Origin of the sequence: Treponema succinifaciens DSM 2489, assembly GCF_000195275.1 — a bacterium.
In the GTDB taxonomy this organism is placed as follows: Bacteria; Spirochaetota; Spirochaetia; order Treponematales; family Treponemataceae; genus Treponema_D; species Treponema_D succinifaciens.
The window spans coordinates 632,722-646,692 of record NC_015385.1 but is presented as its reverse complement, the minus strand read 5'-3'; the positions used below and the strand labels follow the sequence as shown (position 1 = coordinate 646,692).

Annotated in this window: 16 protein-coding genes; 2 read left to right on the top strand and 14 right to left on the bottom strand. The window is 39.9% G+C overall.

Going from position 1 to position 13,971, the window contains the following annotated elements:
* Window positions 1-17 precede the first annotated feature (17 nt).
* The 13 genes from TRESU_RS03000 to TRESU_RS02940 form a co-directional block, all read right to left on the bottom strand.
* Complete coding sequence (locus tag TRESU_RS03000; protein ID WP_013700837.1) at window positions 18-1,499, bottom strand: restriction endonuclease subunit S; 1,482 nt, start codon at window positions 1,497-1,499, stop codon at window positions 18-20.
* Entirely contained in the window at window positions 1,496-2,080 is a 585-nt protein-coding gene (locus tag TRESU_RS02995; protein WP_013700836.1) for a CdiA C-terminal domain-containing protein, read from the bottom strand. The genes TRESU_RS03000 and TRESU_RS02995 overlap by 4 nt, the downstream gene beginning before the upstream one ends.
* A 131-nt stretch (window positions 2,081-2,211) precedes the next feature.
* Window positions 2,212-2,406 (bottom strand): hypothetical protein, encoded by a 195-nt coding sequence (locus TRESU_RS02990; protein WP_013700835.1) that lies wholly within the window; start codon window positions 2,404-2,406, stop codon window positions 2,212-2,214.
* 70 nt (window positions 2,407-2,476) lie between these two features.
* Window positions 2,477-3,532 (bottom strand): Fic family protein, encoded by a 1,056-nt coding sequence (locus TRESU_RS02985; RefSeq protein WP_013700834.1) that lies wholly within the window; start codon window positions 3,530-3,532, stop codon window positions 2,477-2,479.
* Complete coding sequence (locus tag TRESU_RS02980; protein ID WP_013700833.1) at window positions 3,532-5,034, bottom strand: type I restriction-modification system subunit M; 1,503 nt, start codon at window positions 5,032-5,034, stop codon at window positions 3,532-3,534. The genes TRESU_RS02985 and TRESU_RS02980 overlap by 1 nt, the downstream gene beginning before the upstream one ends.
* 57 nt (window positions 5,035-5,091) lie before the next feature.
* Window positions 5,092-5,895, bottom strand: coding sequence for a restriction endonuclease subunit S (locus TRESU_RS02975; RefSeq protein WP_013700832.1), 804 nt, complete (start codon window positions 5,893-5,895; stop codon window positions 5,092-5,094).
* A complete protein-coding gene (gene hsdR, locus TRESU_RS02970) occupies window positions 5,896-8,448 on the bottom strand; it encodes an EcoAI/FtnUII family type I restriction enzme subunit R (protein ID WP_013700831.1) in 2,553 nt (850 codons plus the stop codon).
* Window positions 8,449-8,451: 3 nt separating this feature from the next.
* Window positions 8,452-8,664 (bottom strand): helix-turn-helix domain-containing protein, encoded by a 213-nt coding sequence (locus tag TRESU_RS02965; protein WP_013700830.1) that lies wholly within the window; start codon window positions 8,662-8,664, stop codon window positions 8,452-8,454.
* The gene (locus TRESU_RS02960) at window positions 8,661-8,879 is read right to left on the bottom strand and encodes a hypothetical protein (protein WP_013700829.1); all 219 of its coding nucleotides are present in this window, start codon (window positions 8,877-8,879) and stop codon (window positions 8,661-8,663) included. The genes TRESU_RS02965 and TRESU_RS02960 overlap by 4 nt, the downstream gene beginning before the upstream one ends.
* A 46-nt stretch (window positions 8,880-8,925) precedes the next feature.
* Complete coding sequence (locus TRESU_RS02955) at window positions 8,926-9,150, bottom strand: DUF3791 domain-containing protein (RefSeq protein WP_013700828.1); 225 nt, start codon at window positions 9,148-9,150, stop codon at window positions 8,926-8,928.
* A 126-nt stretch (window positions 9,151-9,276) separates the two neighbouring features.
* Window positions 9,277-9,855 (bottom strand): magnesium transporter MgtE N-terminal domain-containing protein, encoded by a 579-nt coding sequence (locus TRESU_RS02950; RefSeq protein ID WP_013700827.1) that lies wholly within the window; start codon window positions 9,853-9,855, stop codon window positions 9,277-9,279.
* A gap of 374 nt (window positions 9,856-10,229) precedes the next feature.
* Window positions 10,230-10,607, bottom strand: coding sequence for a fluoride efflux transporter CrcB (crcB, locus tag TRESU_RS02945; protein WP_013700826.1), 378 nt, complete (start codon window positions 10,605-10,607; stop codon window positions 10,230-10,232).
* A gap of 104 nt (window positions 10,608-10,711) precedes the next feature.
* The gene (locus TRESU_RS02940) at window positions 10,712-11,587 is read right to left on the bottom strand and encodes an SPL family radical SAM protein (RefSeq protein ID WP_013700825.1); all 876 of its coding nucleotides are present in this window, start codon (window positions 11,585-11,587) and stop codon (window positions 10,712-10,714) included.
* Between the two features lie 100 nt (window positions 11,588-11,687).
* Here TRESU_RS02940 and TRESU_RS02935 point away from each other — a divergent pair, with 100 nt between their 5' ends.
* A complete protein-coding gene (locus TRESU_RS02935; RefSeq protein ID WP_013700824.1) occupies window positions 11,688-12,128 on the top strand; it encodes a GNAT family N-acetyltransferase in 441 nt (146 codons plus the stop codon).
* A 174-nt stretch (window positions 12,129-12,302) separates the two neighbouring features.
* A complete protein-coding gene (locus TRESU_RS02930) occupies window positions 12,303-13,571 on the top strand; it encodes an ATP-binding protein (RefSeq protein WP_013700823.1) in 1,269 nt (422 codons plus the stop codon).
* Window positions 13,572-13,577: 6 nt separating this feature from the next.
* Here the strand turns inward: TRESU_RS02930 and TRESU_RS02925 are convergent, their stop codons facing one another.
* Window positions 13,578-13,853, bottom strand: coding sequence for a helix-turn-helix domain-containing protein (locus TRESU_RS02925; protein ID WP_013700822.1), 276 nt, complete (start codon window positions 13,851-13,853; stop codon window positions 13,578-13,580).
* Window positions 13,854-13,971 lie beyond the last annotated feature (118 nt).

Below are 13,971 nucleotides of genomic sequence, written 5' to 3'. Positions count from 1 at the left end.
TATGCTTATTTTAGTTTTTATATTCCCAATCTCTCGCATAATGGCAGCATTTTTTCGATTGCAGCTACTATGCGTTTTTGTTCGGATAGTGGGGGAAGAGGCAATAATAATCCGAAGAAAATATCTTTATTTAAATGAGGAATAGCAGCACCTTTTTTAGAATTTCGTAATAGCTCTTTATGCATTTCAATAAACTTTAATATATATGGTAAATATAATTTTTCACATATACATAACTGCTTGAATGTACTTCCCATTATTCCTTTTTCTTTATTAACGAATACTTCACCTGAATTCTCTCCATCAACCAATATTAATAAGTCATTAACATTAGCAACTTTTCCTTCAGATACAATAGTCGCATCTTTTTTTCCTCGTAGATATTTAGCATCTAATAAAGGTAATTTCACTTCTTTTACTTTTTCACCGTCAATTAATTTGCAAATCTCTCCCAATCTACACCAGCACCAATTCTCCGGAATATCAAACGGAATTTCATCTTCTGTAATTTCTGGCAATTCTTTTTTCGTCACACGGATTTGTGATTTACTACGTAAATCACTGCTTTTAGATTTTTTACCTTTCTCACTGCAAATTCCGTAGGAATTTGCAAATCCGTGTGACAATTTTTCTTTCCGTATTTCTTCCAGCAAATCCCGTGCATTTCCTTCGGCAGCTATTTGTGGAACAAGTTTTCCCTGTACGGCTTCCTGCAGGATTGCCTTTTTTGTGAGTGTGCCAATTTTTTCATTAATGGCTTTGAGTTGTGTTTCTTTTTTGCCGTATTCTTCTATGAGCGGCATGAACTTTTCGATTGCAGCGACAATGCGTCTTTGCTCGGCAAGGGGAGGGAGAGGAATTAATAGGTTTCCGAGTTTTGTTGTAGATGTATGAACAATAATATCACCTGTTGAAGTATTACGCTTATATTCTATTCCATACGGAGAATTAATTAAATAAACAAGGAATAGTGAATTACAATTGATTGGCGTAAACTTACATAAATCTCCACCCATTGCAATTTCTTCAGTTCCTTCGTAAGTTGCTGCTAGAGCAATATCCCACTTGTTTTCTCCTGTCAGTGCCATCAAAATATCATTTGTATGTATTTTATGACATTTTTCGAAAACATCTTTAGAGGTAAATGATTTTGTTTTTGAAAATTTTATTTTGTAAGTGGTGTACATTTCACCATATCTGACACATGGCAAACCTGTATTTGTTGTTTCATCTCTTTTGATTCCACTACCTCTGACGAAATTTCCAAGTTCCCCCAATCTACACCAGCACCAGCTTTCTGGAATATCAAAAGGAATCTCTTCTTCTGTAATGTCACACGGATTGGATTTTGCGTTAGCAAAATCCAATCCGTGTGACAATTTTTCTTTCCGTATTTCTTCCAGTAAATCCCGTGCGTTGCCTTCACTTGCAATCTGAGGAACTAATTTTCCCTGCACTGCTTCTTGTAAAAGCGCATTTTTCAAATCTTTTGCGGTCATTTTAGTTCCTCGCTTGACTTTTTCTCAAAATCTGCTATATTAAAAATGTCCGAGTCCTGATTTTTGTCAGCCTGGGGCAACGAAAGGGCACCTTTTGGTGCCTTGTTATGTTTTAAATCCTGCATATTCCACTGATAAAATGTATCAAGTCTTGTAATATAGCAATATACTTTTCCTGTATTCTCTTTTTCCTTTAATACTCCTGCAATAATCTGTTTTATACGCTTTACGGTGATATTGGAATCAATTTTTAAATATACATTCTGTCCTTGATGCAATGCATCCCTAAATCTGTGAGAAACAGCATTTTCTCCACCTGAAACGGACTTAAATTCAGTAAATTCTGCATCCAAAAGTGCGTCTGGATTTTTTTTGATAGGAATTTCTGGAAGAAGGAATACAATATGCCCATTGTCGGAAGCAATGCGAGCCATCAGGAGTTCTTTTTCAAATACCGCTTTTTGTTCAGAGTTTTTGGGTTTTCGTGAATTTGCCACAAAGACATTTTTATATTGTTCTTCCCAAGTTTCATCAGGAAAAAGAGAAGCTGCAAGATTTGTTGATATGTCTATTAAATTCATGAGTTTGCTTCCTGTAATAGTTCGTTTTTCAAATCTTTGGCGGTCATAGGGTTATCCCTGTAAGCTGCAGGATTTTCTCTTTGCTCCAGTCCTCGTTCGGCCAGTAAAAATATTCAATAATTTCTGGTTTCTTAATTTGCTCGCACATATTTTTTTGTTCCATCTGCATAAAGCAGGTAAGCGGAATTTGTTGCTGAGTCGTAGCAGGAAATTGGAGTGCCCTTTGCTTTTTTTATTTCATTTTCTATTCTTACGGCTTCAATAAAGCGTTTTGTGAGTTCATCGTCTGAAACGCCACAAGTTGAATCCAATTCATTTTGATCCATAATAAGTCTTCCTATATATTATAGCAGATTTTTTGTACATTTACAGTTAACCCCCTCGAATTCGATGGGTTTACAGTTCTCCTTCTTTTAGTTTATAGCATCTGTTCTTATTCCCGCCCATTGCTTCAAGGTAGCCGAATTCAGTCAGCTGGCGCAGGTAACGCTTGGCTGTTGTAGGTGCAAAATCAAAATGCCGCACAAGTTCCTCTGTAGTGATTTGGGATTTATCGCTCATAAAATGCAAAATATCGACCAGTTTCTCGGCTAAAGTTGGCTTTACAGACCACTTATCGACCATTTCTAGCTTCAAAAGCGATTTATCGACCATTTTCTCATTATTTTCGCTCATGGAAGCCTTAAACTGTTCAATTTCTCTTTGCAGATGTTTTGCATGAAGGTTCAACATAAAGTCAATAAAAATACTATCATCATCTTTTTCCCGTGAGTCTATGAGAGCCTGAATATATTCCGCCTTGTCTTCTTTTAGAACTTTTGAAGGAATGAGTCCGTATTCCCACTGCAAAAGATTCATCAAAAGGCGGCTCATCCTGCCGTTTCCGTCTACCCACGGATGAATCGTTACCAGTTCATAATGCGCCCAGAAGCTCAGCTTGTAAACAGAAGAAATGTCTTTTGGATTTATATTTTTGCGGAGTTCATTCAATTTCTGGCAAAATGATTCAAGCTTTGCAGGAACTTTCTGATACGCCATATAAGAGACTCCGCCAATTCCTGCCGTTACATTTACTTTTCTGAGTTCTCCTTTTGCCGCAGAAAAATCACCTGTAATTGTGTGATACTCGCTTCCAGTCCGTGCCATTACTTTTGCCGAAAGGCTTATAAGCGAATTCACTGTGATTTCTGGATGCTGCATAATCCATTTTATTCCGTATTCGTAAGCATTCTTCAAATCCAGATTCATCATCTGTTCTGTAATTGTCCGCTTACTGGAAGTGATTCCTTCATCAAACAAAAGCTGGGCTTCAACTTCCGTAACGGTTGAGCCTTCGATTGCAGTGGAATGAGTAATGATTGAATACAGATAAAACTTTTCCCAGTCTATTTGATTGTTTATTCCGAGTGAGTAATATTCATCTAAAATTTTCTGCAAGGTTCGCTCTGGCATTACAACTCCCCTTTCTGTGCTTTCTGATGAAGTTCTGTAATCTGGGCAAGAAGATTATCTATATCAGCATTAAGCTTTGAACGTTTTTCTTCGTAGTTCTGAATTGTTTCTGCAACGCTCAATATTTCTTCTTCTTCGTGAGGATAACCGCAAACATCAAAATTGTAATTTGAATCAATAAGTTCCTGAGCTGTAAAACACTTTGCTTTTGGATTTCCTTCATCGTCTGTAATTTCCTTGCGATCGTTCCACCAGGCAATACAATCGTCAAAGTGCTTTAATTCCATCGGCTTTGTTTTGCTAAAGTGCTTACGGTCGCTTGGAATGTCTACGCGGTAGAACCATGTTTTTCCAGTCGGCTCTTCATTATTAAAGAAAAGAATGTTTGTTGTAATGCTTGTGTATGGACTGAACACACTGCCAGGCAAGCGGACAATTGTATGAAGATTAAAATCTGTAAGAAGTTTTTTCTTAAGATTGTTCTTTGCATTGTCGTTTCCAAACAGGAATCCGTCCGGGACAATTACAGCTGCTCGTCCATTTTTTTTAAGGCGGTACATGATGACTGCCATAAATAAATCAGCTGTTTCACTTGAACGCAAGTCTGCAGGGAAGTTCTGTTTGATGTCGTCCTTTTCGCTTCCACCATAAGGTGGATTCATAAGAATTACGTCAAAGGCATCTTTCTGGGTGTAGTCTAAAAGTTTATAAATAAGTGAGTTTCCGTGATAAACTTTCGGGCTGTCCAAGCCGTGCAAAAGCATGTTTGTAACACAAAGCATGTAAGGGAACTGCTTTTTTTCCACAGCATAAATTGAGTTGTAGATTTTTTCTGATTCTTCGTTTGAAATGCTGCCTTTAGCGTCTTTTACTTCTTCAAGTTCTTTTATCCAGCTTGAAAGGAATCCACCAGTACCGCAGGCAAAGTCTGCCATTGTTTCACCAATCTGAGGCTTAATCATTTTTGCCATAAACTGTGTTACAGCACGTGGTGTATAGAATTCACCGGCACTTCCGGCACTCTGGAGCTCTTTAAGAATTGTTTCGTAGATTTCTCCAAAAGCGTGAGTTTCTTCGTAGCTTCCAAAATCCAGCTCATCGATAATATTTACAATCTGACGAAGAAGTACACCGTCCTTCATGTAGTTGTTTGCATCTTCAAAAGTCGTGCGTACAATACTCTGGCGGATTGGTGTGTCAGGTGAGATTTCAAGATTTTTAAGAGTTGGGAAAAGCTTATTGTTTACAAAGTTCAAGAGTTTGTCACCTGTAAGCCCGTCACCCTGATTTTCAGTATGTGCCCAGTTGCGCCAGCGAAGTTCTTCCGGGATAATTGATTCGTATTTTTCATCTTCAAATTCCCAGTCTTCTTCTTTTGCGTCATATACCTTTAAGAAAAGCATCCAGGCTATCTGTTCAATTCTCTGTGCATCACCGTTAATACCGGCATCGTTACGCATTACATCTCGAATGCGTTTTACAAAACTACTTAAGTTGCTCATTTATGGTCTCCTCATTATTGTCACACGGATTCGAGTCGGCTAACGCCGACTCTTTTTTTATATTATTTTTCTACTCAGAATAAGTCTGGCAAGTTCTTCTTCTTTTTTACGATATTCGTCTATAACAGGCAGAATCGCTTCCAAAGCACGAACAATGCGTTTTTGTTCGGCAAGGGGTGGGAGAGGAATAACCCCCTTGTACAATTTATCATCATTTATTGCTGGGTATGCAACTCCTTTCGAATTTTCTGTATCATTTGCGTAATTATCAAATGAAGGTGAAAGTAAATAATAAAATAAATATTGATTATTTATTTGAGGATAGCAAGCTAAAACTGCAAATCCAGTACTTGCGATAGGCTCTTTTTCAAAGTCCTTATCAATAATGCACATGTTATGTAAGTACGGTCTTACGGTCGCATAAATAATATCACCCTTTTTCACAATTTTTCTTGCCCTCGAAGGAGCCTGCTCTGGTGAAACAAAGTTTTCTTTATCATTTAACTTTTGATGCAGATTATCTATTGAACCAATATCAATATAACTGAATTCTTTATCAGGTATTTTTTGACCGTTGTTATAAACAATCTCCCCCAACCGACACCAGCACCAGTTCTCTGGAATCTCAAAGGGAATCTCATCTTCTTTAATGTCACACGGATTCGAGTCAGCTAACGCTGTCTCTTTTTTTGATTTCCTTTTTCCAGATTTTGCGTTAGCAAAATCCAATCCGTGTGACAGTTTTTCTTTCCTAATTTCTTCCAGCAAATCCCGCGCGTTTCCTTCGCTGGCTATCTGCGGCACAAGGCGACCGGAAATCGCTTCTTGCAAAATAGCTGCTTTTAATTCTTTTGCTCCCATTTATGCTACCTTATACAATTCGTTCTCAAGTTCTTTTATTGCCTGTCGGTATTTGTCATTTCCACCGAACAAAGCCGCAATACGAGCAGGCTTTCCATATTTAGTAAATGGATTCTGTTTTAGAATCTCTGTTGATTCAATATCATAAATGCCAAGTTCGGCATATTTATCCAAAAGTGCATTTATAACTTCGCGGGCAGCTTCTCCGTACTTTCCAAAGATGTCACGTTTCTTTACATTCTCTGCACGTTCTCTTCTTGTGAGAGGCTTTTGATTAAATGCAATATGACAGATAAAATCAAAGTCATCTACATCTGTCATGTTCTGATCTTTCTTAATCAGCTCAAGATCAATTCCTTTTTCTTTGAGCATGTTACGGATGATTTCTTTTTTCTGCTCACCGTTCCAGGTCTGAATAAAGTTTTCCAATGTCTGGTAAGTTCCAAGAATACTTTCTTTTGTATAATCTTCAATAGATTCCTGCTTCAAGAGTTTTCCATCTGTATCATATATAGAAACTAAACGCTGAAGAACATCTACTCTGATTTGACCTTTTCCAATAATTGGTTTTGGATTAGGTGTAGGAGGATCTACATTATCAGGGCCATCTCCATCATCATCTGAATCATCTGTTGGGTCTTTTGGTTCAGGAGGGATTTTAGGTTCTGGTTTCGGATCAAAATCTTCATCCTGTTCAATTTCGCCATCCCAGTCAGGGTCTGCAAATAATCGGCTTACTCTGCGGAAGTCCATAATTGTAAAATGAGTTTTTCCATCATCATAGCGAAGTCGTGTACCACGGCCAATAATCTGCTTAAACTCAGTCATTGAGTTAATAAGTTCATCAATGACAATAAGCTTTACCATTTTACAGTCACTACCAGTTGAAAGGAGCTTTGAAGTCGTTGCAATTACCGGGTAAGGCTGTGAAACAGAAATAAAATAATCAAGTTTTTCTTTTCCATATTTGTCACTTCCTGTAATGCGGACAACATACTGTTCCTTTACATTTCCCTGATTATCTTTTAAGACCATATCAGTATTTAAATTATTTAATGCAACACGCATTCTGTCTGCCGCATCTTCTGTAGGACAGAATACAATTGTCTTTGACATGGGGTCAGTTTCTTTCAGGTACTTTGTAATTTCAGCTGCAACTTCATCAATACGGTCTTGAACAATGATGTTGTAATCATAATCAGAAAGATTATATTCCCGATCTTCAATTTCATTTCCGTGAATATCCTTCTGCCCCTTTTTAGGTCTCCAGCCGTCATCAATATTTGTGTGAACATTAATTACTTTAAACGGAGCAAGAAATCCATCTTCAATTCCCTGTTTAAGGCTGTATGAATAAACCGGCTCGCCAAAGTAATCAATGTTAGAAACATACTTTGTTTCCTTTGGAGTTGCAGTCATACCAATCTGTGTTGCACCATTAAAATATTCAAGAATCTTACGCCAGCGTGAGTCAGCCTTTGCGGAACCGCGGTGACACTCATCAACAATAATCAAATCAAAGAAATCAGGAGTAAAGAATTCTTTATACTTTGAAAGTTCGTTTTCAATCTCTTCTTCTGTTTCTTCCTCTTCATCATTATGATGTTTTGTAGAATCTAGCTGCTGGTACAAAGCAAAGTAAACCTGATATGCTGAGATTTTAGATTTGTCTTCTTTCTGAAAATTGATTTTGTGAATTACTTTATCAAGCGGCTTAAAGTCCTGCTGAATAGACTGATCCACAAGATTATTTCTGTCTGCAAGATAAAGAACTTTCTTTTTAGTTCCAGATTCAATCAAACGCCATACAATCTGAAAAGCTGTATATGTTTTTCCAGTTCCTGTTGCCATTGCAATGAGTATACGAGCCTGATGTTTTGCAATTGCTTCAAGAGTTCTGTTTACTGCATTACGCTGATAATAACGTGGTGGATAACAATCTGCTCCAGAATAAAATGGAGTGTTCATAAGATTCTCTTCAAAACAAAGAGGAACATCATAAAACTTAGCATTACCGTCAATCGCATATTCCATGCGGTTTTCAACTTCTGCTATCTTTTCTGCATTTACTCCACGCCAGCGGGCCATCAATTCTTCTGCGGTAGGAAAATCTGAAAGTGGGATTTCTTTTTCTAAGCCTGTTGTAAAATCGTGTTCAAAAAAAGTTGAGCCATTTGAAGTGTAAACGAAAGGAACATCAAGCAAAACTCCGTAACTGATAGCCTGCTGTAAGCCAAAGGAAGATGCGTGGTTATTGTCTTTTGCTTCTACGATTGCAAGCGGTGTTCCCTTGTTGTACCACAGAATGTAGTCACATCGTTTTCCTTTGTCGCGGCTTGGAATGTTTCCTTTGATTTTGACTTTTCCGTCTGTAAAATTGTTGAGAGGAGATGCTGAAATATGAAGATTTTGATTGCGCTTTTTTACAGCCTTCCAGATTTCTGTTTCCATGGAGATTTTTTTTGCATCCCACTTTGCTTCGAGGGCAGTTGTTATGTATTCATGTTTTATATCTTCTTCTGTCATGTCTTTTATGTCAAAAATATCACTCATTTTTCACTCTCCATCACCCGCATTCACTTCCATAATATCCCCAATCTCGCAGTCAAGCGCAATACAGATTTTCCTGAGGCTTTCCATGGAAACATCTTCGCCTTTGCCCATTTTGGCTACGATGTTGCTGGTGATTTTTGCCTGGCGGATGAGGTCGCTCTTGTTCATGTCGCGGTCGATTAGGATTTTCCAGAGTTTTTTGTAACTTGCGCTCATTGTAGTTTTCCTGTTTTGATTTCGGTCTTTAAATAGTCATACACATAAAGGGGGCTTTGAAAGTAAAGTCCTGTCTTTGGGTCACAGAGTTTCTGGTAGAGTTCTGAGTTGTACACGGCACGCAAGGCCTGTTCCACGGTAAAAGAAAAATCCCTTACGAGATATGTCGCAAGGTCTCGTGTGGTACATTCAATCTGATATTCAACATCATTCATGGCAGAGTCCTTTGTTTACAAGCATTTGAACCATGATACAAAAACATCAGACATTTCCTCCATGGTCTTTGCAATAAGAAGCTAATGTATCTACCATTTCCGAATATGCAAGGGTGTGGGCTATATTGTAGTGCTGTTCCAAAAGCGTAATGGCATTAAATCGATCTAGGTAGTTGAATGCCTGTGTGTTGGAAAGCGAATATTTTTTTGCGAAATCGCTTACGAGAGCAACGGTATATTCAATTTTGTCTTTTACAGGTACTTCCGCCATTCTGATTCTCCAACAAGGGGATTATACCATGTTTCTCTTAAATTTTAAATAAAATCTCACGAAATCGGGAGAAAAGCGAGAAAAATATTTCCTAAGGTAGAAGCTAAAATTCTCACTGAGAATTTTTTAAAAGTCAGTGAGAATTTTTAAAAACTTACTGACTTTTTGATCAAAACTCTCAATGTCTTCTGTGGTTTCGTCTTCCATCACGTCGATTGCATCGTCAAAAGAAATGATTCCGACCATATTCTGCTCTTTGTCAACAACAGGCAAAGCCATAAAGTTGTACTTTGAAAATATCTGAACAACCTCCTCCTGGTCGGTATGCGTATCTACAGAAATAACGTTTGTCTTCATCAAATCGTCAAAAAGAATCCTGTTCACAACGTTTGCAGGCATTTCTTCAACAATGTCAGCGGCATCGTTCACATACATTTCGTCCAGAATGGCGGTAAGCTCCTTGTCAGAAAAGCCTTTAATCAGTTTTTCCTGAAAATCGCTTTCCATCTCAACAAAGGCTTCCGCCGCAATTTTTTTAGGAAGAAGGCGGAACAGCAGGGCGGCCGGTTTTTCATCAAGTTCCTGAAGAACCGCAGCGACATCTTCCGGCGCCATAGTAGAAAGAATATCTTTTGCCGAAGAATATTTTTTTTCTTCAAGCAAAATGTCCAGCGTCTTTTGAAAAGTAGCGTTAAAATCTGCCATAGAAAACTCCATAAGATGAGAAATTTATGGCCAAAGAATGATTTAGAGATTCACCGGGGGAGGAGCTGCATTCAAACTTTGACCAGAAGCCGGGTTACCGGAACTACCGTCAGGCATAAACGATTCTTCCTTAAGCAAAAAATTGAATAAAAATCAGTATAAAAAGTATTCTTTTAAGTAAATCTTGTCAACCGAAATGCAAATTATAATATTAAGGGCGGCTTTTTGTCCGTTCGCTTTCGCAAACTGCCAAAAACCGGGCTTTCCAGGGCTTCGGCTTCCGCCTCCGACCAAACGCTCCGCGTTTGTTTTCACGCATTTTTTCAAAATGCGCTCACCCTTCCAATCCCTGCCGCATTTTAAAATTTACCTGCCTACCGGATACAATTTTGCCCGGCAATCACGCACAGAATTCCCAAAATCAAACTTGAAAAAGCGTAAAGTGCCGCTATAAAAAAGTTCTTCTCCGAAACAAAATTCGCACTTTCCAACGCAAACGTAGAAAAAGTCGTGAATCCGCCGCAAACGCCAGTCTTAAGAAAAAGCACAACAAGCGGACTGAACCTAAAAGAAACCTTTTGCGCCGCCAAAGAAGCCAGTGTTGTAACAGCACCAATCGCAAAGCAACCAAGCATATTCACAACAAAAGTCTGAAACGGAAAAACGCTCTTCACCGGAATCAGCGTAAAAAGATAGCGCAAAACGCTTCCCGCCGCTCCGCCCGCCGCAACAGCCAAAATATTCAAAATCATAAGGCAATTCTATAAAGTTTGTGTCCGCAATTCAATCAGCGTAAAAACAAAAATGCGTAGGAATTACCAGGAACTTTTTATGAACATAAAATCCGAAAGTTTTTCTAAAACTCCAGCATTCCCTGCGTGGCGGCCTGTTTTTCTTCCGGGAACGTGTTCAGGTATTCAAACACTTTTTCCAGACGCCACTCTATTCCATTTTTTTCACATTCGGTTCTGATTATCTGCAGCAGGCGGTCGTTGTCCGGGCTTGTAACTTCGTAAGCGTTTCCATAGGTGCGGATGTATTTTTCTTTTAACCCGGGAAAATGCTGGTCCAGCTTGCTGTAAAAATATTCGCGGTTTCCTTCGCGCAGTGTAAGCCCGATTTTAAAGCAGATTATTCCGCGCACTTTTTCCTGAACGCAGATTTCCATAAGGCGGCGGACATTCTGCTCGGTGTCGTTTATGAACGGAAGGAACGGCGAAAGCCACACGACTGTAGGAATTTTTCGTTTTCTGCATTCGGCAAGAACTTTTGCGCGCCCGTCCGTTGTGCAGACCGCAGGCTCAATGACCCGGCAAAGATTTTTGTCCGCGGTCGTAAGCGTCATCTGGACAACGGCTTTTGATTTTGCGTTGATTTCTTCTATTATATTGATGTCGCGCAGAATCAGGTCGCTTTTTGTGTGCACGGTAACTCCGAATCCGCGCCTTTTGATTATTTCAAGGCAGCGGTGCATAAGGCCAAGCTCCGCCTCGCAGTGCATGTATGGGTCGCACATCGCGCCTGTTCCAATCATGCACTTTTTGCGCTTGGAAGAAAGCTTTTGCTCCAAAAGTTCCGGCGCGTTCCTCTTTACCTCGATGTCCTCAAAATCGTGGTTTATCTGGTAGCAGCGGCTTCTTGAATCGCAGTAAATGCAGCCGTGCGTGCAGCCGCGGTAAATGTTCATTCCTCCCCGCGCCGAAAGAATTCCTTTTGCTTCTGAAAAGTGCATGGCTGATTATAGCATATTAACATGACAGCGTCGTGTCAGGTTTAGGAAAATAAATTCTGCACGGACACTGATATTTTTGATATAATTTCAGGAGGACTTTATGTGTGAAATCCGCGAACTTGACGATTCTTATTTTTCGCAAATTGAAACTATGTTCCGTGACGTTTTCAATTCACCGCCGTGGAATGACGGATGGAACGACCCGCTTCAGCTTCACGAATATATCTGCGACATGACCCGGCGGAGAGGCTCGCTTGTCTTCGGATTTTTTATAGACGGAAAACTTTGCGGAGCCGCAATAGGCTGCATTCGGCACTGGTGGAGCGGAACCGAATACATTCTCGATGATTTTTTTATATGCAGGGAAGCTCAGGGAAAAGGAAAACTGTTTATGAAAGGAATTGAAGATTCGCTCAAAAAGAAAAACATAGGCGCAATTTATCTTCAGACGGAACACGGAATTCCGGCATACAGCTTCTACAGGAAAACCGGATTCACCGAACTTGAAAGCTGCGCCGTGTTCCTCAAAATTTTGGATTAAAGGATTTACCCGCTTTTGGCGCATAGATTGTAAGGCGGAATTCTTTACAAATTTATCTCGTCCTGCCTGTTTTTAGTGATTTTTCACCCTATACAGTGTTAAATACAATAAATTTACCACCTTATAAGGTGAATTATTCTTGATTTTTCCTTTTTTGAACAATATAATTACCGCATGAGCATAAATAAGGACAAAGTGAAAGAAGTGATTCTCGAAAATCAGAGGTTCGTGCAGTCTGTGCATCTGTTTCGCCGCAGCATAAAAATCCAGCTGAACTTCAACTATATTTTTGTGGGAATACGGCGCGCCGGCAAGTCATTTTATCTGTTCCAGTGCATTCATGACCTGCTGGCAGAGGGGCATAAAATAGAGGAAATTCTTTACTTCAACTTTGAGGACGACCGCCTTGACGGAATTGAACTTGCCGACCTTGACCTGCTTCTGCAGTGCTACGGCGAGATGTTCAACCACAAGCCTTTTGTTTTTCTTGACGAGATTCAGAATGTCGTGGGCTGGGAAAAATTCGCACGCCGGCTGGCGGACAACAAATATTCGGTTTTCATCACCGGAAGCAATGCCAAAATGCTTTCCAAGGAAATGGCAACCGTTCTTGGCGGAAGATTTCTTGTTCAGAACGTTTTTCCGTTTTCGTTCGCAGAGCATCTTTCCCTGAACGGAATCAGCACGGATCCGGTTTCCCTTATCCGCAGCAAAAATGAAATCGTGCGAGAATTCGAGACGTATTTTTACAACGGCGGACTTCCTGAGCTTCACTATGCGCAGGGAGCGGAAAAGCGGCTTTGGCTCAGCAACCTTTACAACAAAATCTATTTCGGCGATTTGATTTCGCGCTACAAAATCAGGAACGAGAGAGCCGTCAAGCTTCTGATAAAAAAAATCGCGGAAAGCGTAAAGCAGCCCTCATCGTACACAAGGCTTGCGAACATCGTCTCGTCGTGCGGAACAAAGGTCAAGGCGGAAACGGTCGCGGAATATCTGAACTATGCGGAAGAAGCGTGGCTTGTCTTTCATGCGGAAAATCTTTCAGCAAAGCTTTCGAAGCGTGAATCCGTCAAAAAATATTACATAACAGACAACGGAATTCTGAACCTCTTTCTGACCGACCCGAACACTTCACTTCTGGAAAATCTTGTGGCGGTAACGCTTTTGAGGAGCGAAACCGAATTCTGCTTTTACCGCTCTGCCGACTGCGAGGTTGATTTTGTTCTGCCGGAAGAAAAAACCGCTATTCAGGTCTGCTACAGCATTTTCGATGACGAGACAAGAAAACGCGAATTTTCCGCCCTGCATTCATTGGACAGACGCTACGAGCTGAAAAACTGCCTTGTGATTTCAAAGGATGCGGAGGAAACTGCCGAATACAAAGGCACGCAGATTAAAATTCTTCCCGCCTGGAAATGGGTTCTGGAAAAACATAATTGAACGGATTTACAGCGCCTCAAGCAGCGCGGCGATTTCCTTTTTGATTTCGGACTTTGACTTTATTTCTGACTCGGGGAAGAATTCACGCGGATTCGTCTCAAGAACCTCTGCGATTCTGATTATGGTCATGAGCGACGGCTGGTTTCTGCCGGACTCCACGTGCGTGTAAAAACTCTGCGAGAAATTTCCGCGCGTGCAGACTTCCAGCTGCGAAAGTCCCTTTGAAATGCGCGCAAGCCTTATCTTCTCGATTACATATCTGTGAATTTCCTCGTTTGTCATGCAAAAATGATATTATTCTTTAGAGCATAAAACGATTCTCTATACAGAATAATAATTACTTGATAGAGTAATAAAATTACTTTATAGTAAACAGAAATAACTCTATAAAACAATGCAT

What these genes read in the sequence shown, in the direction of transcription:
- TRESU_RS03000 (WP_013700837.1), bottom strand. Translation starts at nt 1,499, where the DNA reads ATGACCGCAAAAGATTTGAAAAATGCGCTTTTACAAGAAGCAGTGCAG.
- TRESU_RS02995 (WP_013700836.1), bottom strand. Translation starts at nt 2,080, where the DNA reads ATGAATTTAATAGACATATCAACAAATCTTGCAGCTTCTCTTTTTCCT.
- TRESU_RS02990 (WP_013700835.1), bottom strand. Translation starts at nt 2,406, where the DNA reads ATGGATCAAAATGAATTGGATTCAACTTGTGGCGTTTCAGACGATGAA.
- TRESU_RS02985 (WP_013700834.1), bottom strand. Translation starts at nt 3,532, where the DNA reads ATGCCAGAGCGAACCTTGCAGAAAATTTTAGATGAATATTACTCACTC.
- TRESU_RS02980 (WP_013700833.1), bottom strand. Translation starts at nt 5,034, where the DNA reads ATGAGCAACTTAAGTAGTTTTGTAAAACGCATTCGAGATGTAATGCGT.
- TRESU_RS02975 (WP_013700832.1), bottom strand. Translation starts at nt 5,895, where the DNA reads ATGGGAGCAAAAGAATTAAAAGCAGCTATTTTGCAAGAAGCGATTTCC.
- hsdR (WP_013700831.1), bottom strand. Translation starts at nt 8,448, where the DNA reads ATGAGTGATATTTTTGACATAAAAGACATGACAGAAGAAGATATAAAA.
- TRESU_RS02965 (WP_013700830.1), bottom strand. Translation starts at nt 8,664, where the DNA reads ATGAGCGCAAGTTACAAAAAACTCTGGAAAATCCTAATCGACCGCGAC.
- TRESU_RS02960 (WP_013700829.1), bottom strand. Translation starts at nt 8,879, where the DNA reads ATGAATGATGTTGAATATCAGATTGAATGTACCACACGAGACCTTGCG.
- TRESU_RS02955 (WP_013700828.1), bottom strand. Translation starts at nt 9,150, where the DNA reads ATGGCGGAAGTACCTGTAAAAGACAAAATTGAATATACCGTTGCTCTC.
- TRESU_RS02950 (WP_013700827.1), bottom strand. Translation starts at nt 9,855, where the DNA reads ATGGCAGATTTTAACGCTACTTTTCAAAAGACGCTGGACATTTTGCTT.
- crcB (WP_013700826.1), bottom strand. Translation starts at nt 10,607, where the DNA reads ATGATTTTGAATATTTTGGCTGTTGCGGCGGGCGGAGCGGCGGGAAGC.
- TRESU_RS02940 (WP_013700825.1), bottom strand. Translation starts at nt 11,587, where the DNA reads ATGCACTTTTCAGAAGCAAAAGGAATTCTTTCGGCGCGGGGAGGAATG.
- TRESU_RS02935 (WP_013700824.1), top strand. Translation starts at nt 11,688, where the DNA reads ATGTGTGAAATCCGCGAACTTGACGATTCTTATTTTTCGCAAATTGAA.
- TRESU_RS02930 (WP_013700823.1), top strand. Translation starts at nt 12,303, where the DNA reads ATGAGCATAAATAAGGACAAAGTGAAAGAAGTGATTCTCGAAAATCAG.
- TRESU_RS02925 (WP_013700822.1), bottom strand. Translation starts at nt 13,853, where the DNA reads ATGACAAACGAGGAAATTCACAGATATGTAATCGAGAAGATAAGGCTT.